Annotated in this window: 22 protein-coding genes; 14 read left to right on the forward strand and 8 right to left on the reverse strand. The window is 61.6% G+C overall.

Annotation, left to right across the window (positions count from 1 at the left end):
* Positions 1–40 precede the first annotated feature (40 nt).
* Positions 41–1963, reverse strand: a complete 1923-nt coding sequence (locus tag ACFOGH_RS17000) for a bifunctional 2',3'-cyclic-nucleotide 2'-phosphodiesterase/3'-nucleotidase (protein WP_380074360.1) — start codon at positions 1961–1963, stop codon at positions 41–43.
* A 238-nt stretch (positions 1964–2201) separates the two neighbouring features.
* On the opposite strand from ACFOGH_RS17000, the gene nudC reads away from it, so the two are divergent.
* Both nudC and ACFOGH_RS17010 read left to right on the forward strand, forming a co-directional pair.
* Positions 2202–3152: an NAD(+) diphosphatase gene (gene nudC / locus ACFOGH_RS17005; RefSeq protein WP_380074895.1), complete on the forward strand. Its 951-nt coding sequence runs from the start codon at positions 2202–2204 to the stop codon at positions 3150–3152.
* 80 nt (positions 3153–3232) lie between these two features.
* On the forward strand, positions 3233–3706 hold the full coding sequence (locus tag ACFOGH_RS17010; RefSeq protein WP_380074361.1) for an SRPBCC family protein: 474 nt from the start codon (positions 3233–3235) through the stop codon (positions 3704–3706).
* A gap of 149 nt (positions 3707–3855) precedes the next feature.
* Here the strand turns inward: ACFOGH_RS17010 and ACFOGH_RS17015 are convergent, their stop codons facing one another.
* On the reverse strand, positions 3856–4686 hold the full coding sequence (locus tag ACFOGH_RS17015) for a prephenate dehydratase (protein WP_380074362.1): 831 nt from the start codon (positions 4684–4686) through the stop codon (positions 3856–3858).
* A 148-nt stretch (positions 4687–4834) separates the two neighbouring features.
* Here ACFOGH_RS17015 and ACFOGH_RS17020 point away from each other — a divergent pair, with 148 nt between their 5' ends.
* From ACFOGH_RS17020 to ACFOGH_RS17045, 6 genes are all read left to right on the forward strand, one after another.
* Entirely contained in the window at positions 4835–5356 is a 522-nt protein-coding gene (locus tag ACFOGH_RS17020) for a c-type cytochrome (RefSeq protein WP_380074363.1), read from the forward strand.
* A gap of 193 nt (positions 5357–5549) precedes the next feature.
* Positions 5550–7415 carry an extracellular solute-binding protein gene (locus ACFOGH_RS17025; RefSeq protein ID WP_380074364.1) on the forward strand — a complete coding sequence of 622 codons (1866 nt, stop codon included), beginning with the start codon at positions 5550–5552 and terminating at the stop codon, positions 7413–7415.
* Positions 7416–8567 carry a microcin C ABC transporter permease YejB gene (locus ACFOGH_RS17030; RefSeq protein ID WP_380074365.1) on the forward strand — a complete coding sequence of 384 codons (1152 nt, stop codon included), beginning with the start codon at positions 7416–7418 and terminating at the stop codon, positions 8565–8567.
* Positions 8567–9676 carry an ABC transporter permease gene (locus ACFOGH_RS17035; protein WP_380074366.1) on the forward strand — a complete coding sequence of 370 codons (1110 nt, stop codon included), beginning with the start codon at positions 8567–8569 and terminating at the stop codon, positions 9674–9676. The genes ACFOGH_RS17030 and ACFOGH_RS17035 overlap by 1 nt, the downstream gene beginning before the upstream one ends.
* Positions 9673–11271, forward strand: coding sequence for an ABC transporter ATP-binding protein (locus tag ACFOGH_RS17040; protein WP_380074367.1), 1599 nt, complete (start codon positions 9673–9675; stop codon positions 11269–11271). Before ACFOGH_RS17035 ends, ACFOGH_RS17040 begins: the two co-directional genes overlap by 4 nt.
* Entirely contained in the window at positions 11268–12497 is a 1230-nt protein-coding gene (locus ACFOGH_RS17045; protein ID WP_380074368.1) for a glycosyltransferase, read from the forward strand. Before ACFOGH_RS17040 ends, ACFOGH_RS17045 begins: the two co-directional genes overlap by 4 nt.
* Positions 12498–12574: 77 nt before the next feature.
* On the opposite strand, the gene hemN is transcribed toward ACFOGH_RS17045, so the two are convergent.
* On the reverse strand, positions 12575–13930 hold the full coding sequence (gene hemN / locus ACFOGH_RS17050) for an oxygen-independent coproporphyrinogen III oxidase (protein ID WP_380074369.1): 1356 nt from the start codon (positions 13928–13930) through the stop codon (positions 12575–12577).
* Between the two features lie 76 nt (positions 13931–14006).
* On the opposite strand from hemN, the gene fnrL reads away from it, so the two are divergent.
* The 3 genes from fnrL to ACFOGH_RS17065 all read left to right on the forward strand — a co-directional run bounded on the left by fnrL (position 14007) and on the right by ACFOGH_RS17065 (position 15805).
* Positions 14007–14750 carry a transcriptional regulator FnrL gene (fnrL, locus tag ACFOGH_RS17055; RefSeq protein ID WP_380074370.1) on the forward strand — a complete coding sequence of 248 codons (744 nt, stop codon included), beginning with the start codon at positions 14007–14009 and terminating at the stop codon, positions 14748–14750.
* A 100-nt stretch (positions 14751–14850) separates the two neighbouring features.
* Positions 14851–15246: an acyl-CoA thioesterase gene (locus ACFOGH_RS17060; protein WP_380074371.1), complete on the forward strand. Its 396-nt coding sequence runs from the start codon at positions 14851–14853 to the stop codon at positions 15244–15246.
* A 205-nt stretch (positions 15247–15451) separates the two neighbouring features.
* Entirely contained in the window at positions 15452–15805 is a 354-nt protein-coding gene (locus tag ACFOGH_RS17065; protein WP_380074372.1) for a COG4315 family predicted lipoprotein, read from the forward strand.
* An 86-nt stretch (positions 15806–15891) separates the two neighbouring features.
* Here ACFOGH_RS17065 and ACFOGH_RS17070 read toward each other — a convergent pair whose 3' ends face one another.
* Complete coding sequence (locus ACFOGH_RS17070; protein WP_380074373.1) at positions 15892–16233, reverse strand: hypothetical protein; 342 nt, start codon at positions 16231–16233, stop codon at positions 15892–15894.
* A gap of 30 nt (positions 16234–16263) precedes the next feature.
* On the opposite strand from ACFOGH_RS17070, the gene ACFOGH_RS17075 reads away from it, so the two are divergent.
* The gene (locus ACFOGH_RS17075) at positions 16264–16449 is read left to right on the forward strand and encodes a CsbD family protein (RefSeq protein ID WP_380074374.1); all 186 of its coding nucleotides are present in this window, start codon (positions 16264–16266) and stop codon (positions 16447–16449) included.
* Between the two features lie 74 nt (positions 16450–16523).
* On the opposite strand, the gene ACFOGH_RS17080 is transcribed toward ACFOGH_RS17075, so the two are convergent.
* The 4 genes from ACFOGH_RS17080 to ACFOGH_RS17095 all read right to left on the reverse strand — a co-directional run bounded on the left by ACFOGH_RS17080 (position 16524) and on the right by ACFOGH_RS17095 (position 21119).
* Positions 16524–17057, reverse strand: coding sequence for a hypothetical protein (locus tag ACFOGH_RS17080; protein ID WP_380074375.1), 534 nt, complete (start codon positions 17055–17057; stop codon positions 16524–16526).
* Positions 17057–18712, reverse strand: coding sequence for an energy-dependent translational throttle protein EttA (gene ettA / locus ACFOGH_RS17085; protein ID WP_380074376.1), 1656 nt, complete (start codon positions 18710–18712; stop codon positions 17057–17059). The genes ACFOGH_RS17080 and ettA overlap by 1 nt, the downstream gene beginning before the upstream one ends.
* An 82-nt stretch (positions 18713–18794) precedes the next feature.
* Positions 18795–19670 (reverse strand): bifunctional helix-turn-helix transcriptional regulator/GNAT family N-acetyltransferase, encoded by an 876-nt coding sequence (locus tag ACFOGH_RS17090; RefSeq protein WP_380074377.1) that lies wholly within the window; start codon positions 19668–19670, stop codon positions 18795–18797.
* Positions 19671–19793: 123 nt separating this feature from the next.
* The gene (locus tag ACFOGH_RS17095) at positions 19794–21119 is read right to left on the reverse strand and encodes a reverse transcriptase family protein (RefSeq protein ID WP_380074378.1); all 1326 of its coding nucleotides are present in this window, start codon (positions 21117–21119) and stop codon (positions 19794–19796) included.
* A 177-nt stretch (positions 21120–21296) separates the two neighbouring features.
* Here ACFOGH_RS17095 and ACFOGH_RS17100 point away from each other — a divergent pair, with 177 nt between their 5' ends.
* Both ACFOGH_RS17100 and dacB read left to right on the forward strand, forming a co-directional pair.
* Positions 21297–21893: a nicotinate-nucleotide adenylyltransferase gene (locus tag ACFOGH_RS17100; protein WP_380074379.1), complete on the forward strand. Its 597-nt coding sequence runs from the start codon at positions 21297–21299 to the stop codon at positions 21891–21893.
* Positions 21894–21983: 90 nt separating this feature from the next.
* Positions 21984–23495: a D-alanyl-D-alanine carboxypeptidase/D-alanyl-D-alanine endopeptidase gene (gene dacB, locus ACFOGH_RS17105; RefSeq protein ID WP_380074380.1), complete on the forward strand. Its 1512-nt coding sequence runs from the start codon at positions 21984–21986 to the stop codon at positions 23493–23495.
* Positions 23496–23595: the final 100 nt, after the last annotated feature.

Here is a 23595-nt window from a genome sequence, read left to right on the forward strand (position 1 = left end):
CCGGTTCTGCGCCCGAACGGGCCGACGCCCTCATAGCGGATCACAGATGCAGGCGAAAGCGGCGAAAGCCGGTGGGCAGCAGCGCAAGCGGTTCCAGACGCAGATGCGGCACCTCGGCCAGATGCGCGGCGGCGTTCACGCCAAGATCAATCGTCACCGAGCAGCCCGGCATCGGCAGAAAACGCCAGTCGACATCGGTTTCGGCAGGCTGACCGCCGCGATGCAGATAGGCGGCCAGCACCTCGCGGCTGTTTTCGGGGCCTTCATAGACCACCTGCGCACTGCCGGTGCCCGGAAAGCCAGCACCGCCCGCCGCGCGATAACTGTTGGTGGCCAGCGCGAACATCTGTTCAGGGCGCACCGGCTGGCCTTGATAGCGCAGGTCGTGAATGCGGCGGCTGTCGGGCGCGATCACCCGGCCAAAGGTATTGAACCGCGGCGGCGCCGAAAGGTCGATCTGATAGCAAAGGCCATGGATCGTATCAAAGTTGAAGCTTGGAAAGTCCTCGTCGATCAGGGCGATATCGCAGCTTCCGGGCAGGATCTGCCGATAAAGGCTGACCGAGCGTTCCAGCCAATCGGCCAGATCCTGCCCGCTGACACGCAGGCAAGACAGGCTGTTGGGGTGGACGTAAAGATCGCTGATATGGCGGGCCAGCAGCGGCCCTGCGGGAATATCGGTGTAATTTTCCGGCCCGCCACGCCCGCCAGCCTTGAACGGTGCCACGGCAGACAGCAGCGGCAGATCGGCCAGCGCCTGGTGCGCGGTGCCGGTTTCGGCCAGAACGCGGCGCATATGGTCCGCCTGTGCCGCCGCCACCAGCGCCAGCGGCGGGCTTTGCGTCAGCAAGGCGAAATGGCTGTGCAGTGGGATCGGGCTATGCCCGACGGTGACATCGGTGCGCGCCAGCAGCGTTTGATGCGCCGGATCAGCGATGGCGACAATGGCGGCATCATCCGACACCAATCCCGTGACCTGACCGGTTGTCGGATCGCGCTGCGAAATCGGACGAACCTCGGCACCAAAGCTGGCGATGCGCCAGCCTTTGCTGGTGGCGCGCAGGGCAAGGTCGATCACCCCCAGATGCGACCCGAAAAAGCCCGGCATCACCGCAGGCTTGCCCGCAAGATTGGGCTGGTCGGCGGTGGGAAAGGTCAGATGGGTGTGACCGGCGATGATCACATCAATGCCCTCGATCTCGGCCAGGGCCGAGCTGGCATTCTCTGCCCCCGGCTCATCCCCGGTGCTGCCGATACCCGAGTGGGACAAGGCGATGATCAGATCGGCACCGCGCGCGCGCAACTCGGGCACCACATGCCGGGCCGAGGCGGTGATGTCATCCACCGAGGCGCGGCTTTTCAGATAGCGTTTTTCCCAGATCGTCGTTTGCGGTGGGATAAAGCCTAAGACGCCGATTTTCAGCCGATGCAACTTGCCGTGGCGGTCGCGCAGATCGCGGTGGATCAGCAGATAGGGGGCGGCCAGCGGCGCACCCCGCGTTGGTTTGAAATAGAGGTTTGAACAGACAATGGGAAAACGGGTTGCAGCCAGCGAGCGGCGCAGAAAGCCCAAACCGTGGCCAAACTCGTGATTGCCAAGCGCCACCGCATCGTAATCCAGCGCATTCATCGCAGCGATCATCGGATGGGTGTGCAGCGGGCGGCCCGAGCGCAGGGTGGGCGTGGATTCGGCGATGAAATCGCCCAGCACGGTGCCATGCAGAAAGTCACCGTTGTCAAACAGCAGGTTCTGCGGTCGCTCAAATCTTGCTTTGTGGATCAGCGTCGCCACTCGGGCCAGACCGCGCTGAGGGCAGGGGCGGCTGGTGTGGTAATCCCATGCCAGAAGGTTGGCATGCAGATCTGACGTGGCCAGAATACGCAAATCAACGACCGCGCCACCAAAGCTGCCTGCCTCTGCACCACGCGCGTTCACAAAGCTGTATTGCACCGTAAATCCCATTCCCCGACGCAGCAGGAGGCCCGATCTTTGTCAGGTTTCTCTCCTCTTGGTTTAGCGTCTCACTCTAAACTGCCGAAAGGAAGGTGAAATTTGACGCATCGCGAAAAGTTTCATCTTCCAGTTGCAAATTTGATTGGGATTGCTGGATTTTTCTGTCGCCGCCAGATTTTCTGCCGTGGCCAGCGAATTGCCCTAGACCGGGTTCCGTGCCATGAACGGCGCAAAGCGGGGGTGGGCGATGCGGCTGGCGGAAACGGTGACATTTGGCGGCTCGGGCTTGGATCGGGCAGCAGCGTTGCGCGGCGACAATGCACGGATGGCGGAATTGCTGGCGCAGGGGCAGGTGTTGCCGCTGTGGCGGGGCAAGCCGCTGATCGTGGCGCAAAGCGGTCTCGGCTGGGTTTCGGCAGACAGTGTGGTGCTCATGGGTGCTGCGCCGGTGTTTCTGGGGCTGGATGAGGGCGTGCCGCGCTTTACCGCCGATATCTCTATCTGGGAGCCCGAGGTGCTTGAGGCCAGTCAGCCCGCGGGCTTTGTCGACGCCAATCGCCAAACCCACCCTGCCCTGCCCGAAGATCACGCCTTTGAGGATTTGCGCGGTGTGATGGCGCAACTGACCCCGCGTGAGGCCGAACTGGCCGCAACCGCAAAGGCCGTGCTGCAATGGCACAGCACGCATGGGTTTTGTGCCACCTGTGGGGCGAAATCGCAGATGATCAACGCAGGCTGGCAGCGGTCTTGTCCGGCCTGCGGCGCGCAGCATTTTCCGCGCACCGATCCGGTGGTGATCATGCTGGTGGTGCGCGGCAACAAGCTGCTGTTGGGTCGCTCGGCCCCTTGGCCCGAAGGGATGTATTCGTTGCTGGCAGGCTTTGTCGAACCCGGCGAAACGCTTGAGGCTGCCGTGCGGCGCGAGGTGTTCGAAGAAACCGGCATCACCACGGGTGCTGTGCGCTATCTGGCATCGCAGCCGTGGCCGTTTCCGGCCTCGTTGATGTTTGGCTGTATTGCCGAAGCCACCTCGGATGCGATCACCCTGGACCCTGCCGAGTTGGAAGATGCGCTGTGGGTCACGCGCGAAGAATTGGTTGCGGTGATGGCGGGGCAACACCCCAAGATCAAACCGGGCCGAAAAGGCGCTATTGCGCAGTTTCTGATGGCTAATTTCCTTGCAGAACGGCTTGATTGATCGCTATTCCTGTCGCGTTAACAATTTCGCCGTGCCTGTTGGCAGCAATAACAAAAACAAGCAAGGCTGGGGGACTTTCGATGCGGTTTGCGACAAAGCAGGATATTGAAGCACCTGTGGCCGATGTGTTTCGGATCATCTCGGATTTCGAAACTTGGGAGCGTGCCGCGATGCGGCGGGGAGCCGAGGTTGCCCGCGTCGACAAGCTGCGCAACGTGGCTGCCGGGATGCGCTGGGCGGCAAAGTTTTCCTATCGCAGCAAGCCGCGTACGATGGAGTTGGAGCTGACGCAGATCGACAGCCCGCACCTGTTGCGCTTTGCCGGAATTTCGCAGGCCATCGAAGGGGTTGTCTCGATTGACCTGATGGAATTGGGTGTCAAACGCACCCGCATGCATGTGGTGCTGGAAGTCTCACCCCGCAGCCTGACGGCGCGGCTGTTCCTGCAATCGTTGCGGCTGGCGCGCGCCCGGATTGACCGCAAGTTTGACCAACGCGCGGCGCAACTGGCAGGCGAGATTGAAGCGCGCTATCGGGCGGTGAAGAAGTATTAAGGCAGCGCCGCCCTCGCGCGGGTCACGATTTTTCTGTAAGAAATGGCCCGATAGGCCGCCTTACTTCCCAAGCCGCCCCGGGCTTGACCCGGGGCCTCCACGCCGCCCACGAGGCCCCGGATCAAGTCCGGGGCGGCTTGGCGACAGGATCAGTCCCTGCGCCGATCCGCCGGATAAACCCCCAGAATATCCACCTGCGTCGAGAAATAGCGCAACTCCTCCAACGCCCGTTTCACCGGCGCATCATCGGGGTGGCCTTCGATATCGGCATAAAACTCGGTCGCGGTAAAGCTGCCGCCGACCATATAGCTTTCCAGCTTGGTCATGTTGATGCCATTGGTGGCAAAGCCACCCATCGCCTTATACAGCGCTGCCGGAATGTTGCGGACGCGGAATGTGAAGGTGGTGATCATATCCTCGGCCCGACGCGCATGGTCGGGCGTGCAGCTCATCACCAGAAAACGTGTGGTGTTGTTGGCGTTATCTTCGATATGCGGGGCCAGCACATCCAGCCCGTAGATCGACGCGGCAAGCTCAGACGCCAGTGCCGCCTTGGACACATCGCCCCATTCCACCACTTCGCGCGCCGCACGCGCGTTGTCGGAACTGACGCGGCCCTTGATGCCGTGCTTTTTCAGAAAACCCGCGCATTGCGGCAGGATCACCACATGGCCATGGGCTTCCTTCACATCGGCCAGCTTTGCCCCCTTCACGCCCAACAGATTGACATGCACCCGCACGAAAGCCTCGTCGACAATGTGCAACCCCGCGCGCGGCAACAAGGAATGCACATCCGCCACCCGGCCATAGGTCGAGTTTTCCACCGCCAGCATGCCCAATTCGACCTCGCCCGAGCGAGTCAGTTCGACCACGTCTTCAAAGGTGGTGCAGGGAAATGCCTCCATATCCGGGCGTGCCTGCTGGCATGCCTGATGAGAATAGGCCCCCAATTCGCCCTGAAACGCGATACGCCCTGACATTTCGAACACTCCGCCGTAAAAAGCCCCGCATTGGGGCTATTGGTCGCGCTACTACACCTTGAAAGAAGGCGGGGGAAGCGGGTAGATAACCGCAAATCAGGTTCCGGCTTTGCAGCCCACCCAAACACGACCCGAAGGAAGGCGCGACATGTTCGACACGATGACTTTGACCAAGGTGACCGGCGCGGTCTGTGGCTCGCTTCTTGTATATCTGTTCATTTCTTGGGCAGGCGAGTCGATCTACGGCGGCGGCGCTGAAAGCCATGGCGGCGAAGAAGTGGCGCAGGCCTATTCCATCCCGGTCGAAGATGCGGCCCCCGCAGATGGCGCAGCAGCAGAAGGCCCGGCTTGGGCAGAAGTGTTCGCGGCAGCCGATCCGGCCGCCGGCGAGAAAGTGTTCAAGAAATGCGCAGCCTGCCACAAGGTTGATGGCAGCAACGGCACCGGCCCGCATCTGAACGGTGTTGTTGGCCGTGCGCGCGGCGCGGTTGAGGGCTTTGCCTATTCCGAAGGCATGGCGTCGATCCATGATCCTTGGACCCCCGAATTGCTGGAAGTGTTCCTGCTGAACCCGAAGGCCGACGTCAAAGGCACCAAGATGGGCTTTGCCGGTCTGCCCAACATCAAGGATCGCGCCGACGTGATCGCCTATCTGGCGACAATGAAGTAAACGGACGGCAGTTTGCCGGGAAGGGCCGCTCTTTTGGGCGGCTTTTTCATTTTCACGGCCCTGCGAGGCAGGCGGCGGCAGCGATCACACATTCGCGCCTTGTGGCACATGCGGGTTCCGATTTAGCATATGCAGCAACACGATTAAAAAGACATGGGGCCGCAGCATAGCGGCGGATGGCAAGGGGTTGGGAATGCGGCAGATCAAAGCGGGCTTGGTGGCAGTGCTGGCATTTGGGGCAGGCACCGCTTGGGCGCAGGATGCCAAGATCATCACCGCACACGGGATTTCCACCTTTGGCACGCTGAAATACCCGGCTGATTTCAAACATCTGGATTACGTCAACCCGGATGCCCCGAAAGGCGGCGAGATTTCGGAATGGGCCCCCGGCACGTTTGACAGCGTGAACCCCTATTCGGTGAAGGGCGTCGCTGCGGTTGCCTCGTCGATCTTCTACGAAAGCATCCTCGTCAGCCCCGCCGATGAAATCGGTGCCGCCTACTGCCTGATGTGCGAAACGATGGAATACCCCGAGGATCGCTCTTGGGTGATCTTCCATCTGCGCAAGGATGTGAAATTCTCGGATGGCAGCCCGATGACCGCCGCCGATGTGGTGTTCAGCTACGAAATGTTCCGTGACAAGGGCATTGCTGAATACCGTTCAGTCTTTAACCAGAAATTCCAATCGGTTGAGGCGTTGGACGATTACACCGTGAAGTTCGTCTTCACCCCCGGCACGCCCTTCCGCGATATGCCCGCGATTGCCGGCAGCCTGACCATCATGTCGAAGGCCGATTACGAGGGCAACAAGCGCGATCTGGAAGACAGCACGCTGAAACCCTTCCTCGGCACCAGCCCCTACGTGCTCGACAGCCTGAAACCCGGCCAGCAGATCATCTACAAACGCAACCCGGATTATTGGGGCGCGAAGCATCCGCTAAACATCGGGCAGAACAATTTTGACCGCATCCGCTATGAATACTTCGGCGATGACACCGCAGCGTTTGAGGCGTTCAAGACCGGGATCTACACCTTCCGGCAGGAAAACTCGTCAAAGCAATGGGCGACGGGCTATCAATTCAGCAACCTCAGCAACGGTTCGGTGATCAAGACCGAACTGCCGAACGGCAATATCGCCTCGGGGCAAGGGTTTCTGTTGAACCTGCGGCGCGAGAAATTCCAAGATCCCCGCGTGCGCGAAGCGATCGGATTGATGTTCAACTTTGAATGGTCGAACCAGACGCTGTTCTATGGTCTTTACAGCCGGATCAATTCCATCTGGGAGAATACCCAGATGGCCGCCAAAGGCGCGCCAAATCCTGCCGAAGTGGCGGTGTTGCAGCCCTTCGTCGATCAAGGCCTGCTGCCTGCCACGATCCTGACCGATGATGCGGTGATGGGCTCGGTCTCCACCTCGGAAAAGGGGATGGACAGGGGCAACCTGCGCAAGGCCTCGAAACTGCTGGACGAAGCCGGTTGGGAAGTGGGCGCAGATGGCATCCGCCGCAATGCCAAGGGTGAGACGTTGAAGGTCGAATTCCTCGAAGACACCCCAAGTTTTGAGCGTGTGATCAGCCCCTATGTCGAAAACCTGCGGGCGGTCGGCATTGATGCCTCGCTCAACATGATCGACCCCGCGCAGATGAGCCAGCGCACCGATCCGCCGAACTTCGATTTCGACATCATTTCGGGCAATGCCGTGAATGGCGGATACGAGCCGGGTGGCGAGTTGAAGCAGGCCTATGCCTCTGTCACCAAAGACAATTCCACCCGCAACCGGGCGGGCTTTGCCAATCCGGCGGTGGATAAAATGCTGGATCTGGTCGAAGACGCCAAGACCCGCGAGGAACTCGACACTGTGGTGCGCGCGCTGGACCGTGTGCTGCGGGCGCAACGGTTCTGGGTGCCGGGTTGGTTCAACGACCACTATTTCGTGGCCTATTACGACCAATACGACCACCCGGCCACCCTGCCCCCCTACGCTTTGGGCGAGCTTTCGTTCTGGTGGTATGATCAGGGCAAGGCCGACAAGCTGAAAGCTGCGGGCGTGTTGAAATAGATGCTGGCCTATATCCTTCGGCGGCTGCTTTTGGTGATCCCGACGCTGCTCGGCATCATGGTGGTCAACTTTGCGCTGACGCAATTCGTCCCCGGCGGCCCGTTTGACCAGATCGAGGCGCGGATGCAAGGCTCGGGCGATTCCATTGGTGCTGTCAGCGGTGCTGCTGGCGCGGATGCGGGCACCGATGCCGAAGGCGGCAAGGGCTATGTCGGGGCGCGGGGCCTGCCGCCCGAGTTTCGCGCCAAGCTAGAGGTTGAATTCGGCTTTGCCCGTTTCATCTGCCCGGCAGGTTATGAAGGTGCGCTGTTGCAGCAGGCCAAAGATTGCCAGAAGGAAATGATCCCGTCCTACGAGCGGTTCTTCATCATGATGGGGAAATTCATCCGCTTTGACTTTGGCCAAAGCTATTTCCGTTCTGAAAGCGTGATGGGGCTGGTGGCGGAAAAACTGCCGGTGTCGATCACCCTTGGCCTGTGGTCCACCCTGCTGGCTTACCTTATCTCGATCCCGCTGGGCATCCGCAAGGCGGTGACGGATGGCTCGCGCTTTGACAGTTGGACCAGCGGCGTGATCATCGCCGCCTATGCGATCCCCGGTCTGCTGGTGGCGGTGATGCTGCTGGTGCTGTTCGCGGGCGGGTCGTATTGGAAGATATTCCCGCTGCGGGGCCTCACCTCAGACAACTTCGATCAGTTGTCGCTGCTGGGCAAGGTCGGCGATTATCTGTGGCACATCACCCTGCCCGTGATCGCCAGCACGATTTCATCCTTTGCCACGCTGACCCTGCTGACCAAGAACAGCTTTCTGGATGAGATCAAAAAGCAATATGTGATGACGGCCCGCGCAAAGGGCCTTTCAGAGCGGCGGGTGCTTTATGGCCATGTGTTCCGCAACGCCATGCTGATCGTGATCGCGGGCTTTCCGGCCCTGTTCATCGGCGTGTTTTTCGGCGGCAGCCTGATCATCGAGAACATCTTCAGCTTGGATGGTCTGGGCCAGCTTGGCTTCAAATCGGCGGTAGAACGCGATTATCCGGTGATTTTCGGCACGCTGTTTGCGTTTGGTCTGATGGGGCTGATCGTCGGCATCCTGTCGGATCTGATGTATGTCTGGGTCGATCCCCGCATTGATTTCGAGCGGAGGGGCTGATGGCTTTGTCCCCCTTGAACCAGCGGCGCTGGCGGAATTTCAAATCCAACAAGCGGGCCTATTGGTCTTTGCTGATCTTCGCCGCACTGTTCGGCATTTCGCTGTTCGCCGAAGTGCTGGCGAATGACCGGCCCCTGTTGGTGCAATATCGCGGCGAATGGCGGATGCCATTTCTGAAATTCTACACCGAGACCGATTTCGGCGGTGATTTCAAAACCGAGGCGAATTACAAAGCGCCCGAGGTGCAATGCCTCATCGTCACGGGCGGCGTGGTCGATTGCTTTGATACGCCCGAAGATATTCTGGCGGCGGTATCGGCGGGGACATATAGCGCCGAAGGCTTTCAGAAAGGCCGCATCATCTGGCCGCTGATCCCCTATTCCTACAACACAATCAACGATCTGGGCGGCAAGGCAGCGCCTTCGGCCCCCGATGCGCAGCACTGGCTGGGCACCGATGACACCAGCCGCGACGTGCTGGCGCGGGTGATCTATGGCTTCCGGCTCTCGGTCGCCTTTGCGCTGATCGTGACGGTGCTGACATCCGTGTTGGGCATCGCGGCAGGCGCAGTGCAGGGCTATTTCGGCGGCAAGGTCGATCTGATCTTTCAGCGCGTGCTGGAAATCTGGGGCGGCACGCCAGATTTGTATGTGATTATCATCGTGTTCTCGGTCTGGCAGCGCAGTTTCTGGGTGCTGATCCTGCTGATGATCGCCTTCGGATGGACACGGCTGATTGGCATCGTGCGGGCCGAATTCCTGCGGGCGCGGAATTTCGAATACGTCCGCGCCGCCAAAGCCTTGGGCGTGTCGGACCTGACAATCATCGTGCGCCATGTGCTGCCGAATGCGATGGTGGCAACGCTGACCATGCTGCCGTTCGTCGTCTCGGGCGCCATCGGCTCGCTTGCGGCGCTGGATTATCTGGGCTTCGGCCTGCCCGCGTCGTTGCCGTCACTGGGCCAGCTTTCGCGCCAAGCGCAGCAGAATCTCCAGATGCCCTCCCTCGCCTTCACCGCGTTTTTCACCTTTGCCATCATGCTGTCGCTGCTGGTCTTCATCTTTGAAGGCGTGCGCGACGCGTTTGACCCCAGAAAGACCTTCCAATGAATGTGGTGTTGGAGGTCTCGAACCTGAATATCGGCTTTCATCAGGATGGCCGCGACATCTCGGCTGTGCGCGGGGTCAGCTTCACCGTCGGCAAGGGCGAAACCGTGGCGCTTGTGGGCGAAAGCGGCTCGGGCAAGTCGGTAACGGCGCTGTCCACAGTGGGGCTGCTGCCCGATAGCGCCAAGGTGACAGGCTCGGTCAAGTATCTGGGCCAGGAAATGATCGGCGCAAGCCAGGCCCAGTTGCGGCAGGTGCGCGGCAACGACATCAGTTTCATCTTTCAGGAACCGATGACCTCCCTGAACCCCCTGCACACGATTGAACGGCAGTTGGCAGAAAGTCTTAGCCTGCACCAAGGCCTGAACGGCGCCGCTGCCCGCACCCGCAGTCTGGAACTGCTGGACAAGGTCGGCATCCGCGACGCCGAAAGCCGCCTCTCCGCCTATCCACACCAGTTGTCAGGCGGCCAGCGTCAGCGCGTGATGATCGCGATGGCTTTGGCGAATGGTCCCGAATTGCTGGTGGCGGATGAGCCGACTACGGCCTTGGATGTGACGATTCAGGCGCAGATTCTCGCACTTCTGGCCGATCTGAAGAAAACCGAAGGCCTCAGCCTGTTGTTCATCACCCATGATCTCGGCATCGTCCGCCGCATCGCCGACCGGGTTTGCGTGATGCAGGGCGGCGAGATTGTCGAACAGGGGCCAACGGCGCAAATCTTTGCCAACCCGCAGCATCCCTACACCCAAAAACTGCTGGCGGCAGAGCCGCAGGGCCGCCCCGATCCGGTGCCAGCGGATGCGCCCGTGGTGGCCGAAACCGAACATCTGCGGGTGTGGTTCCCCATCCACGCAGGTTTTCTGCGCAAGGTGGTGGGCCATGTCAAAGCGGTGAACGACGCAAGCCTGACGGTGCGCGCAGGCGAAACCCTTGGCATCGTGGGCGAATCCGGCTCGGGCAAGACCACGCTGGCGCTGGCGATGTTGCGGCTGATCGAAAGCACCGGGCGGATTGCGGTGTTGGGCCACGACATTCAAAACCTTGCCCCGAAAGCCGTGCGTGACCGCCGCCGCGACATGCAGATCGTGTTCCAAGACCCCTACGGCAGCCTGTCACCGCGCATGACCGTGGCCGACATCATCGCCGAGGGCTTGGGCGTGCATGGGCTGGAACCGGGCCGCAACCGCGCCGAGATGGTGGCCGAAATCATGGCCGAGGTTGGCCTAGATCCTGCCACCTCTGCCCGCTACCCGCATGAATTTTCCGGCGGCCAAAAGCAACGCATCGCCATCGCCCGCGCGATGATCCTGCGCCCGAAACTGGTGCTGCTGGACGAGCCCACCAGTGCGCTCGACATGACCGTGCAGGTGCAGATTGTTGACCTTTTGCGCGATTTGCAGCGCAAATGGGGGCTGGCCTATATCTTCATCAGCCACGATCTGCGGGTGATCCGCGCGCTTGCGCACAAAGTGATGGTGATGAAAAACGGTGATGTGGTCGAGGCAGGCACAGGCGCCGATCTGTTCGCCAATCCGCAAACCGACTACACCCGCGCGTTGATGGCGGCAGCTTTCGGAGATAACCTGCGGCCATGAAAATCCTGTTCGTGCATCAGAATTTCCCCGGCCAGTTCCTGCATCTGGCCCCAGAACTGGCCGCGCGCGGGCACGACTGCATGGCGCTGACCGATGCCAACAACAACCGCACCTCACCGATTCCGCTGGCCAAATACACCCACAAGGCCGAGCCCGTGGACCCCGCCGCCACCCGTTTGGGCCGCAACTACACCACGATGAGCGACCGCGGCGTGACCGTGGCCCGCGCCGCGCAGGCGATGCGCGCCAAGGGCTATGTGCCCGATGTGATTTTCGGCCATTCCGGCTGGGGTGAGACGCTGTTTCTGAAAGAAGTCTGGCCCGAAGCCAAGCTGATCGTCTATGCCGAGTTCTACTATCGCGGGCGCGGCGCGGATGTCGGCTTTGACCGCGAGTTCAACGAGGCGAATTTCGATCAGGTGATGATCGCGCAAGGCCGCGCCACCTATCTGGGCCAAGCCTTGGCCCATGCCGATGCCGGCCTGTCGCCAACCGAATGGCAGGCCTCGACCTATCCCGATCCGCTGCGCCGCATGATCACGGTGATCCATGACGGGGTGGATACCTCTGGCATGGCCCCCGATCCGCAGGCGCGCTTTACCCTGCCGAATGGCCGCGTGGTCACGCCGGGGGATGAGGTTCTGACCTTTGTGAACCGCAATCTCGAACCCTATCGCGGCTATCACACCTTCATGCGCGCGCTGCCAGATGTGATGGCAGCCCGGCCGCAGGCTCAAGTGGTGATCGTTGGCGGTGACGAAGTGTCGTATGGCGCTGCCCCCAAGGGCGAAAAGGGCTGGAAGGAACGCTTCCTGTCGGAAGTGCGCGACCGTCTGGATATGTCGCGCGTGCATTTCATGGGCAAAGTGCCCTACCCCGATTTCGTGGCGCTGATGAAGGTCTCCCGCGCCCATGCCTACCTCACCTATCCGTTCGTGTTGTCGTGGTCGATGATCGAGGCGATGGCGGCGGGCTGTCATATCATCGGCTCGGCCACCCGCCCGGTGATGGAGGCGTTGGAAGATGGCAAGACCGGCACCTTGGTTGATTTCTTCGACGTGCCGGGATGGTCTGCCGCGATGATCGAAGGGCTGGCGCATCCCGAGCGGTTTCTGGCGATGCGCGCGGCGGCGCGGAAAGTGGCGCTGGAGCGCTATGATCTGCGGGGAAATTGCCTGCCGAGGATGGTGCAGTTCGTAGAGAGCTTTGGCAAGAAATCTGCCTAACCACAACATCTAGTGGAAATCCTAGCTGTTAGCAGCCCAAAAGCACAAGTCATTCCCAGTTGGGATAAAAACCAGCGTCACACCGCCGCCGAGTGCTTGGCGCGGCTCTGATCATACGCATCGAACATCCGTGCCACCATCCGGGTCAGCGGACGGCTGGCTTCGGGGATGGTCAGGCCGCTGTCATCCAGCACCAGCATCTGCGGGAAAGCCTGCGCGGCATGTGCCAGCAGCGCGTCCAGCACCTCGGGCGTCACGTCAAAATCGCGCAGAATTTCGGTGCGGTTGATGTGGAAATCGCACATCAGCGCCTCAATCAACCGGCCGCGCAAATGATCCTCGCCCGCGAAGGCATGGCCGCGCTCGGTCGAAAACTCGCCCGCGCGGATCGCCTTGGTATGTGCCGCCGTTGCGGGCGCGTTCTGCGCATAGCCTTGCGGGAAGCGCGAGATCGCCGAAGCCCCAAGGCCGATCAGGATCGGCGAGGTATCGTCGGTATAGCCCTGAAAGTTCCGCCGCAATTTGCCCACTTTGGCCGCCTGCGCCATGCTGTCGCTGGGTTTGGCAAAATGGTCGATGCCGATCTCGGCATAGCCATCCGCCACGAACATCTGCCGCGCGACCTCGAACAGATCCAGCCGTTCTTCGGGCGTCGGCATCGCGTCCGACGGGATCATCTGCTGGCGGCGGCTCATCCACGGCACATGCGCATAGCCGTAAAGCGCCACCCGGTCGGGCGACAAGGCCAGCAGCTTTTGCACCGAATCCGCGATGCGTGCCGATGTCTGATGCGGCAGGCCATAAAGGATATCGGCGTTCAGACTGCCCACACCCCGGTCGCGGATCATCTGCGCCACGGCCAGCGTCGTCTCATAAGGCTGTTCACGGCCAATCGCCGTCTGAATCTGCGGGTCAAAATCCTGCACCCCGATCGAGGCGCGGTTCATCCCCGCCGCCACCAGCGCATCCAGCCGGGGGGCGTCAATCTCCATCGGGTCAATCTCAACCGAGAACGTGCCACCCGCAGCCATCGGCACCACATCAAAAATCTGCGCTGCCAAATCGCGGATCAGATCAGGGGCCAGCATGGTCGGCGTGCCGCCACCCCAATGCAGTTTCGCCAGCCGGATGCCGGGGCCCAGATGGCCGCGCAGCAACGCGATTTCCGCCTTCAGCACCTTGGCATAGGCCCGCACCGGATCATCCGAAACGGTGCCCTGCGTGCGACAGGCGCAGAACCAGCACAGGCGGCGGCAAAATGGCACATGGAGATACAGCGAAATCTCGGTATCAGCCGGGATGTCGGCGATCCAGCGCGTGAAATCGGCAGGCCCAACCGCTCCACTGAACTGTGGCGCGGTCGGGTAGCTGGTATAGCGGGGCACGCGGGCGTCAAAAAGACCGAGGTGCATCAGTTGCGAATGGACTGTCATAGGCGTAGCTTGTCAGGGTGTGAGTGTGGATGCCTTGACCCAGATCAACCGACCCCAATCGAAAGGAAGGCCGGACATGTCGCACCTTGACCTGAAGCTTACCGATCTGAAATGCGGCGCCTGCCCAATCCGGCACCGTGCTGTCTGCGCCCGCTGCGACGCGGATGAGCTGCAAGAGCTTGAGACGATCAAATACTACCGCAGCTTTGAAGCCGGGCAGCCGGTGATCTGGTCGGGCGACCGGATGGAATTTGTCGCATCGGTGGTGACGGGCATCGCGACGCTGACACAGACGATGGAAGATGGTCGGCGGCAGATGGTGGGCTTGCTGCTGCCATCAGATTTTGTCGGGCGGCCAGGGCGGGCGACCGCGGCCTATGATGTGACGGCGACCACAGATCTGGTGATGTGCTGCTTCCGCAAGAAGCCGTTTGAAGACCTGATGAACGCAACCCCGCATATCGCTCAGCGCTTGCTGGAAATGACGCTGGATGAGTTGGACGCAGCGCGCGAGTGGATGTTGCTGTTGGGGCGCAAGACCGCGCGGGAAAAGATCGCCTCGCTGCTGGCGATCATCGCGCGGCGCAATGCCTCGTTAAAGGCTGCCAGTTCAGGCGGGGTGCGGTTTGATCTGCCACTGACGCGCGAGGAAATGGCTGATTATCTGGGGCTGACGCTGGAAACCGTCAGCCGGCAGATTTCAAGCCTGAAGCGGGAAGGCGTGATCGTGCTGGAAGGCAAGCGGCATGTGATCGTGCCCAGTCTGGATCGTTTGCTGGAAGAAACCGGCGACGATTCCGATGGTGGGATGCTGAACTAACCTCCCATCGTGGCGTTTTTTCGTCATTCCAGAACAATGACTTGACCGCGGCGCATCAGATTTTGTTAATACCCTGGTCCCTCCTCGATCAGGATAACCCATGCCGCAACCGCCAGACCCCGAGCAACCGAGCGGCGAGTTGACGCTGCGCACGCTGACCATGCCGCGCGATGTCAACAACAACGGCGATATCTTTGGCGGTTGGGTTCTCTCGCAAATGGATATGGCGGCGGGGATTGTGGCATCAGCCCGCGCGCATGGCCGTGTGGCCACCGTGGCGATTGACGCGATGCAGTTCATCCGCCCGGTCAAGGTCGGCGATGTGCTTTGCATCTATGTGCATATCGCGCGCGAGGGGCGGACCTCGATGGGCTTGCAGATCGAGGCCTGGGTGCTGCGCAACCGGCAAGAACAGCGCGAAAAGGTCACGCATGGCCTGTTCACCTTTGTCGCCATTGATGACGAGGGCAAACCCCGCCCGCTGCCGCCTGCGTAACGCAGCCTCACCCCGCTTCACAGTCGCGCGAGGGCGCTGGATCATCAGACCAAAGGCCCATCCGGGCGGGTGCCCTTGACGCTATATTGGCGGCGCAGGGCGTGGCGCAAGCTTCCCTGCCATGCCGCGCAGGACCGGGCCGCTCTGGGCCTCGGTTGATCCTGCGGCGGGGCTGCGGAGCCTGAAGCCGCAAAGGAGATTTGAGATGAAAGCTGCAAAATTCGCTGCCGTGCTGAGCGCGGCGCTGGTGCTGGGGTCGGGGATTGCTGCACAGGCGGCAGGGATGCTCGCCGATGCCAAGGGCATGACGCTGTATGTGTTCGACAAGGACGCGGGCGGAGTTTCCGATTGCTATGGCGATTGCGCGGTGAAATGGCCGCCCTACCTGGGCAAGGCCGATGCCAAAATGGAAAAGGGCTGGACATTGGTGGATCGCACCGATGGCACCAAGCAATGGGCCTACGACGGCAAGCCCGTGTATTACTTCGCGGGCGACAAGGCGAAAGGCGATGCCAAGGGCGACGGAATGGGCGGCAAATGGCATGTGATCAAGGAATGATCGGCTGCGCCTGATGTCCTGACATAAACGCGAAACGGCGCGGGATCATCCCGCGCCGTTTTGATTTGGTGACAGTATCGAAAGCGTCAGAAAATGCCGGTCACATACAGCAGAATGATCACGACAATCGGAATTCCGAGGAAGTAGGCGACGATGCCTTTCATAACGCTCTCCTTTTTAGCTGTTTCAAACTTGTCAGGAAAACCACTGATCGGCGGTTTGGTTCCACGCTGGCGCACAGTTTTTTGATCAGGATTGATTTGGTGCCCAGATCCGAAAACCCGCAGCCGAAAACTGCGGCCTGCGCGGCGGCGTATCGGCGTCCCGTTGATGGACGTGGAACCATCCCGCACACGGCGCGTTGTAAAGGCATGTGACAGCACTGCGCAGTTTGCACCACAAACCTGCGCAACGTCACTTGAGATCAAACCCGCCACCTCAAGTTTCAGGAGAGTATCATGGATAAAGATCGGATCGCAGGCTCGGCCAAGGTCATCAAAGGCAAGGCGAAAGAGGCCATCGGCGCGGTGATTGGCGATGCCAAGCTGGAAACCGAAGGCAAGGCAGATCAAGTCGAAGGCCGCGTGCAGAATGCTGTCGGCTCGGCAAAGGATAAAGTGAAAGAAGTGGTCAAGGGCAAGTAAGCCATTGATCTGACCACGACGATTGCATTGGACGCGGGCGCAGATTGCGCCCGCCGTTCAAAGTGAAAAGCAGGTCACATCAATGGCTCGTCGCAATTGTTGAACGCGACAAGTTTCATCGAAAAATTTCTATTCTTGCTCAATGTCTGAATGTTGAACTGCCCCAACTCAAAATAGTCATCGGGATACGGTGCGCCCCCGCGCGGTGCAGCGACAACTTTGAAGCCATTGCCTGCTGCGCTGGTGGTGTTGTCGATGATGAACTTTGCCCCATCCCCATTCTGATAGGTCGAGCTGCAGGTTCCGGCGATGCCGAAGCAACTGTAAGGGTTGAAGGTTTCCCATTTGCCCCCAGCCCAATCGTTGCGCACCATCCGGCCTTTCTTGTCGAAATAGGTTCGGCTGATGACTTTATCGGGCGCGCGCTTGTCGGCGACTTCCGTGCGATAGCTGCCGGATTTCTTCCCGACATAGGTTTCAATCAGCGTGCGGCCGTCGGAATATTTCATCGACCAACTGCACCCGACCGGCATATGGGCGAAATCAATCCCGGCCTGAGCCGGGATTGCAGCGCAGATCACCACTGCAGACAGAAGCGCTTTCAGCATCACCGGCTGAAACGTTTGTATTTCGCCCGCTTCGGCTCCAAAGCATCCGGCCCCAGACGGCGGACTTTATCTTGCTCATAGGCCTCGAAGTTGCCCTCGAACCATTCGACATGCGCATCGCCTTCAAACGCCAGCATATGCGTGCAGAGCCGGTCGAGGAAGAAGCGGTCGTGGCTGATGATGATCGCGCAGCCGGCGAAATCTTCGATCGCCGATTCCAGCGCTTGCAGGGTTTCCACGTCGAGATCGTTGGTCGGTTCGTCGAGCAGCAGCACGTTGCCGCCCGAGCGCAGCAGTTTCGCCATGTGAACGCGGTTACGCTCACCCCCCGACAACAGGCCGACTTTCTTCTGCTGATCGGTGCCCTTGAAGTTGAACGCGCCGGTATAAACCCGGCTGTTCATCGTCATGTCGCCCAGCTGGATCACTTCAGAGCCGCCCGAGATTTCCTCCCAGACGTTCTTGTTCGGGTCGAGCGCGTCGCGCGACTGGTCCACGTAAGAAAGCTGCACAGTGTTGCCCAGCACAATCGTGCCCTCGTCCGGCTGTTCCTGCCCCGACAGCATACGGAACAGCGTCGATTTACCCGCACCGTTCGGGCCGATCACGCCAACGATGGCGCCCGGCGGGATGGTGAAGGACAGATCCTCGATCAACAGCTTGTCGCCCATGGCTTTTTTCAGCCCGGTGACTTCGATCACCTTGCTGCCCAGACGCTCGCCGTTCGGGATGATGATCTGCGCGGTCGAGGCGCGTTCCAGCACGGTTTGGCCAGCCATTTCGTTATAGCGGGCCAGACGCGCCTTGCCCTTCGACTGGCGGGCCTTGGCACCCGACCGGATCCATTCGAGTTCTTTTTCCAGCGCCTTCTGCTTGGATTTATCCTCGCGCGCTTCCTGCTGCATACGCTTGGCTTTCTGATCCAGCCAGGCCGAATAGTTGCCCTCGTAGGGAATGCCGCGGCCACGGTCGAGTTCCAGAATCCAGCTTGTGATGTCGTCGAGGAAGTAACGGTCGTGGGTGACGATCAGGATGGTGCCCTTGTAGGCGATCAGGTGCTTTTGCAGCCAGGCGATGGATTCGGCGTCCAAGTGGTTGGTGGGTTCGTCGAGCAGCAGCATGTCGGGGGCTTCCAGCAGCAGCTTGCACAAAGCCACGCGGCGGCGTTCCCCGCCCGAGAGGTCTTCGACATTGGCATCATCGGGCGGGCAGCGCAAAGCATCCATCGCCACACCGACCGAGGCCTCAAGCTCCCACAGGTTGCCGGCGTCGATCTGGTCTTGCAACTGCGCCATCTCGTCGGCGGTCTCGTCCGAATAGTTCATCGCCAATTCGTTGTAACGATTGAGGATTTCGGTCTGCGCCGCCACGCCGAGCATGACGTTTTCCTTCACCGTCAAGGCCGGATCAAGGTAGGGTTCCTGCGCCAGATAGCCCACTTTGGCGCCCTTGGCCGCCCAAGCCTCGCCTTTGAAATCGGTATCCATGCCCGCCATGATCTTCAGCAGGGTCGACTTACCCGAACCATTGACGCCGACCACACCGATCTTCACGCCGGGGAGAAAGTTCAGGTGGATGTTTTCAAAGCATTTCTTGCCACCCGGATAGGTCTTGGAGACGCCTTCCATGTGATAGACATATTGATACGCGGCCATTGGGATGCTCCTGACAAGATCGCTTGCGCTGTTGCTGCGCTATGTAGCGATTGTTGGGCGCGAGGGCAACGTGGGGCGGCGATTATAGGGTTTTGCCCAGCCAATGCGTCGCCGGGAACTGGGTGTAGGCAGGGATGTCTTGCCAGCCGTCGCGGTGATAAAGGGCGATGGCGTCGGTCAGGGCGGCGTTGGTGTCGAGTTTCAGGGCGGTATAGCCAAGGCTGCGGGCGCGGGATTCGATGGCTTGCATCAGGCGGCGGGCGAGGCCTTGGCCACGGGCAGAGGTGTGGACCCACAGCCGTTTCACCTCGGCCGTGCTGCCTTCCAACGGGCGGAGGGAAACGGTGCCGACGGGAAGATCATCGCTCCACGCGATCAGGAAAGCGCCATGGGGGGCGCGGTATTTTTCGGGGTCAGACAGCGGCAGCGTCAGCATGTCGGGGGTGATGCCTGTGATCTTTTCGGCCAACAGATCATAATAGGCTTGCAGGCAGGCAAGGGCGGCGGGGTCACTTGGGCCCGCGTCGTGGATCTGCACCTGATCTTGCAGCAGGGTGGTGGCGATCAGATCCATCGCGTCGATCAGAGCCTGCTGACGACCCTTGGCGCGGGCGAGGGTTTCAGCGGCGCGGGCATAACCGATGGCGTTATAGGCCTGCATCTCGGCCTCTCCCGCTGCCGTCAGATGTGCGGTGCGGCGGCGGCGGTCGGCGGGATCGCTGACAAGATGGATCAGCGCCTCGGCTTCCAGTGCGCGCAGCAGGCGGCTGAGCAGGCCGGAATCGAGTGCAAGTTGGCTGCGGATCTGGGCAACGTCGGTGCCCTGCGGCGTGATCAGTTGCAGCACGCGGGCGGCTCCCAAAGGGCGGCCGCGGCCAAGGTAGGAATCGTCAAGCGCACCGACCTCACGGGTCACGGCACGGTTGAAGCGGCGCAGGCGGGCGATGTTATCAAGCATGATCGGCCTTGGGTTGCTGCATAGCGGCTGGGGGTTTGCACCCCCAGACCCCGGCAGGATATTTTAGCGCAGAGGATGACAATTTTGGTCGAATTGTCTGGGCTCGCAGATACCTGACTTAGATCAGCTATCTGATCGCGTCAACAGGGCTGTGGCGAGGCGGTCTTGCAGTTTCGCGCCTTTGGCGGGGTTGATCTGCGCGACCCAAGCAATGCGGCCTTGCAGGCTGGCGAGGAAGCCGAGGTCGTGGCGACGTGGATCGCTGGGGCGAGTGAGGTGGTGGATGGTGGCTTTCAAGAGATCGTAGGACTCGCGCGCCGGGTTGAGCGTGGCGTTGACGGTGATGCTGGTCACGGTTTGGCGGTGGTGGCTAGGCTGCGCGCGGGTTTTGCTGGGGTTGAGCACAAAGCCTTGCTCGGCCACAATCTGCGGCACGGCGCGGTGCAGGACCGCTGCGATGCGGGTGTCGCCCGAAAAGGTCAGATCATCGGCGTAGCGGGTGTAGGTGGCATCAAGGCTTTGCGCGAGCCCCGCAAGGCGGCGGTCGAGGTGCAAGGCCACCAGATTGGCCAGCGCGGGCGAGGTGGGCGCGCCCTGCGGCAGATGGCGGTTCGACAGTTGGTCGCGGGCGGCAAGACCAGCTTGGCGCAAGATAGCGGCCGGGGTAATTGCGGTGGTCAGGCCCGCAAGGCTACGTGCCACCTGAGCCGGATAGCCAAAGGCTCGGAACAGCGCGTAGATCTGGGGAAATCGGATGGAGGGAAAGAAATGCGCCAGATCAAAGCTGACCACGATCTGCTCGCCCGCATGGCGCGCGGCGGCTTGCAGGCAGTTGCGCCCCTGCACGAAGCCATAGGCGGCGGGGTGTGGCGGGATATGGTTCAGCAGGCCCGACAGGATTCGGCGGTGCAGGCGTTTCAGGAAGGGTTTGGGTTCTTCGATCAGGCGCAACTGGCCGTTGGATTTTGGGATCAGGTGGTGGTGGTAATGCGCGGCCCATGGGCTGTCGGTGCGGGCAGATAACCCGCGCAGATCGGCAAAGCGGGTCAACTGATCGGGCGTGATCGCCAGCCAGTCGGCAAGGTCAGCCTCACTCACCATCGGCGGCAGCGGCAGATTCTGCAGCGGCGGGATCGGGTTGAACGCAGGCGACGTCAGGCTGTGGGCGGGCAGCACGTGATAGCGGCGGGCATGGGCCAGCACCGCCCTGCCTTGCGGCGACCCTCGCAGATGGCGCAGGATTTGCGCGGCATCGGGCGCCGCGCGCGCGGGAAAGCGGCGCAGCAGGCTACGGGCAAGCTGTGCGGCGCGGGCGGGCTGGTTGCCGGGCAGGCGTTGGCGCAGATGCAGCGTCAGTGCGGCTTCGGTCCAGTCTTGCTGGGCAAGGCTGGCGGCCAAAGGGGCCAGTGCGGCGCGGTCTGGAAATGGCGGGTGCAAGGGCCGGGTCAACCTCACCTGTCCTGCATGGCCATCTCTGAATGACGTTCAGCGAAGGCCATGCGTCGAATGTCACAACGTGCGAAAGATAGGCGGGGAAGCCCCGCCCAGCCGGGATGCCCGGCGTCTTGACCCGGCCTTGCTGTCTGCGATTGTAAAGCCGCGCCGGATCGGGTCAAGATGCGTCGCATGAGAGCAGGATTTCCCATAGCGACCAAGGGTATGGTCATCGGCCTTCTGGGCGGGTCGTTTGATCCCGCGCATGAGGGCCATGTGCATATCACCCGCGAGGCGCTGAAGCGGATGGGGCTGGATCAGGTCTGGTGGCTGGTCACGCCCGGCAATCCGCTGAAGGCCCGCCAGCCCGCACCATTGGCAGAACGGCTGGCGCGCGCGCGGGCGGTGATGCCCGATCCGCAGGTGAAGATCACCGATCTTGAGGCGCGTCTGGGCACGCGGGCGACGGTGGACACCTTGCGCCGCTTGCAGGCGATCTATCCCGGCGTGCATTTCGTCTGGCTGATGGGGGCGGACAATCTGGTGCAATTCCACCGCTGGAACCGCTGGCGCGATATCTTGCGCTCGGTGCCCGTGGGGGTTTTGGCGCGGCCCGGATCGGGGGTGGCGGCGCGGACATCGGTGGCCGCGCGCGCGTTTCGGGTCAATCAGATCGACCGCGGTGAGAATTTGCGCGGGCGCAAGGCCCCGGCCTGGTGTTTCGTGAACATCCCGATGAACGGCGCGTCGTCGAGCGCGATCCGGGCGCGCGGCGAGTGGAAGCGGTGAATTTGCCGTGATCGGTGGTGCCAGGGGGCTGTCTGCCCCCACGGCCGCGATTGCATCGCAGCCTCCCCCGAGGATATTTGAACGCAGAGGATGACCAAAGGAATCGGCATGCGGCTTTCGCGCAGGTTTGTATTGGGCGGGTTGCTGGCGGGGGTTGCGGCCCCGGTCTTGGCAGAAGCGCCCAGCGTCTCGCTGCGGCCACGGGCGCGGCCCTTGCCCGGTGCGGCGGCGCGCGGGGCGGCGCAGGGGGCGGCGGCGCTGGTCGCAGCGGCGAAGCTGACCGGCACGGTGGGCTATTGCGTGGTCGATCTGGCCTCGGGCCGGGTGTTGGAGGCGTCAGGCGAGGCGCAGGAGATGCCGCCCGCAAGCGTCACCAAAGCCGTGACCACAGCGTTTGCGCTGGAAAAGCTGGGGGTGGATCACCGCTTTGTCACGCGGGTGATGCGGACGGGGCCGGTGACAAATGGGCGGCTTGACGGCGATCTGATCCTCGCTGGCGGCGGCGATCCCACCTTTGACACCGACAAGATGGGCGATCTGGTGGCGGCGCTTGCAGCCAGTGGCCTGCGCGAAGTGACGGGCAAGTTCGTAGCCTATGCAGGCGCTTTGCCGGAACGGGCCGAGATTGCCAATGATCAGCCGGATTTCGTGGGCTATAACCCGGCAATCTCGGGCTTGATGCTAAATTTCAACCGGGTGAATTTCGTCTGGAAGGCGGTAAACGACGGCTACAACCTGTCAATGAACGCCGAAGGCGCGCGGTTTGTGCCGCCCGTCAGCATGGCGCAGGTGCAGGTGGTGGACCGCGATGTGCCGGTGTTCGCCTACCAAACCGGCGCGGCGCAGGATCGCTGGACAGTGGCGCGCGGCGCTTTGGGCCGCGAAGGCTCGCGCTGGTTGCCGGTGCGCCATGCGGCGACCTATGTGGCCGAGGTGTTCCAGACCCTTTGTGCCGCGCAGGGCATCAAGCTGCCCGCGGCAGAAGTCGTCTATACCCTCCCCGCCGCGTCTGAGATCGTGCGCCACGAGTCCGAGGCTTTGCCGGATGTGTTGCGCAAGATGTTGAAATTCTCCACCAATCTGACCGCCGAGGCGGTGGGGCTGACCGCATCAGGCGCGGGCAGTCTGGAAGGCTCGGCTGCGGTGATGACCAGTTGGGCGCGGCGGCGGTTTGGGGTGCAGGCGGTGTTTGGCGATCATTCCGGCCTTGGCCCCAAAACCCGGATCAGCCCCGCCGAGATGGTCAAGGTGATGATTGCCACCCGCGCCGACAAGCGGCTGTCGCTGCTGCACGGGCTGATGAAAACCGCCGATCTGCCCAGCGCCGATGGCAAGCCTGCCGCCAAGGCGGCGAAACCGGGCAGCGTGGCACGGGTGGCGGCGAAAAGCGGCACGATGAATTTCGTCTCAAACCTGTCGGGCTATGTCGATGCGCCGGACGGACGGGCTTTGGCCTTTGCGATCTTTGCCGCCGACCTGCCCCGCCGTGCCGCTGTGCCGGTGTGGAACCGCGAATCGCCCGAAGGCGACAAGGCTTGGGTCAGACGCGCGCACAGGTTGCAGGCGCAACTGCTGAATCGCTGGGGCCAGACCTATCTTTAGGCGCACCGCTGCCCAAGAAACGCGCCTTTGCCGCCGTTTCAGGCACAGCCACGCCATGCGAGCCGCCAGACCACACCTGCCGCTACGTCACCCTGCATCC

The sequence above is a fragment of the Cypionkella sinensis genome, assembly GCF_042646385.1.
Lineage (GTDB): Bacteria > Pseudomonadota > Alphaproteobacteria > Rhodobacterales > Rhodobacteraceae > Cypionkella > Cypionkella sinensis.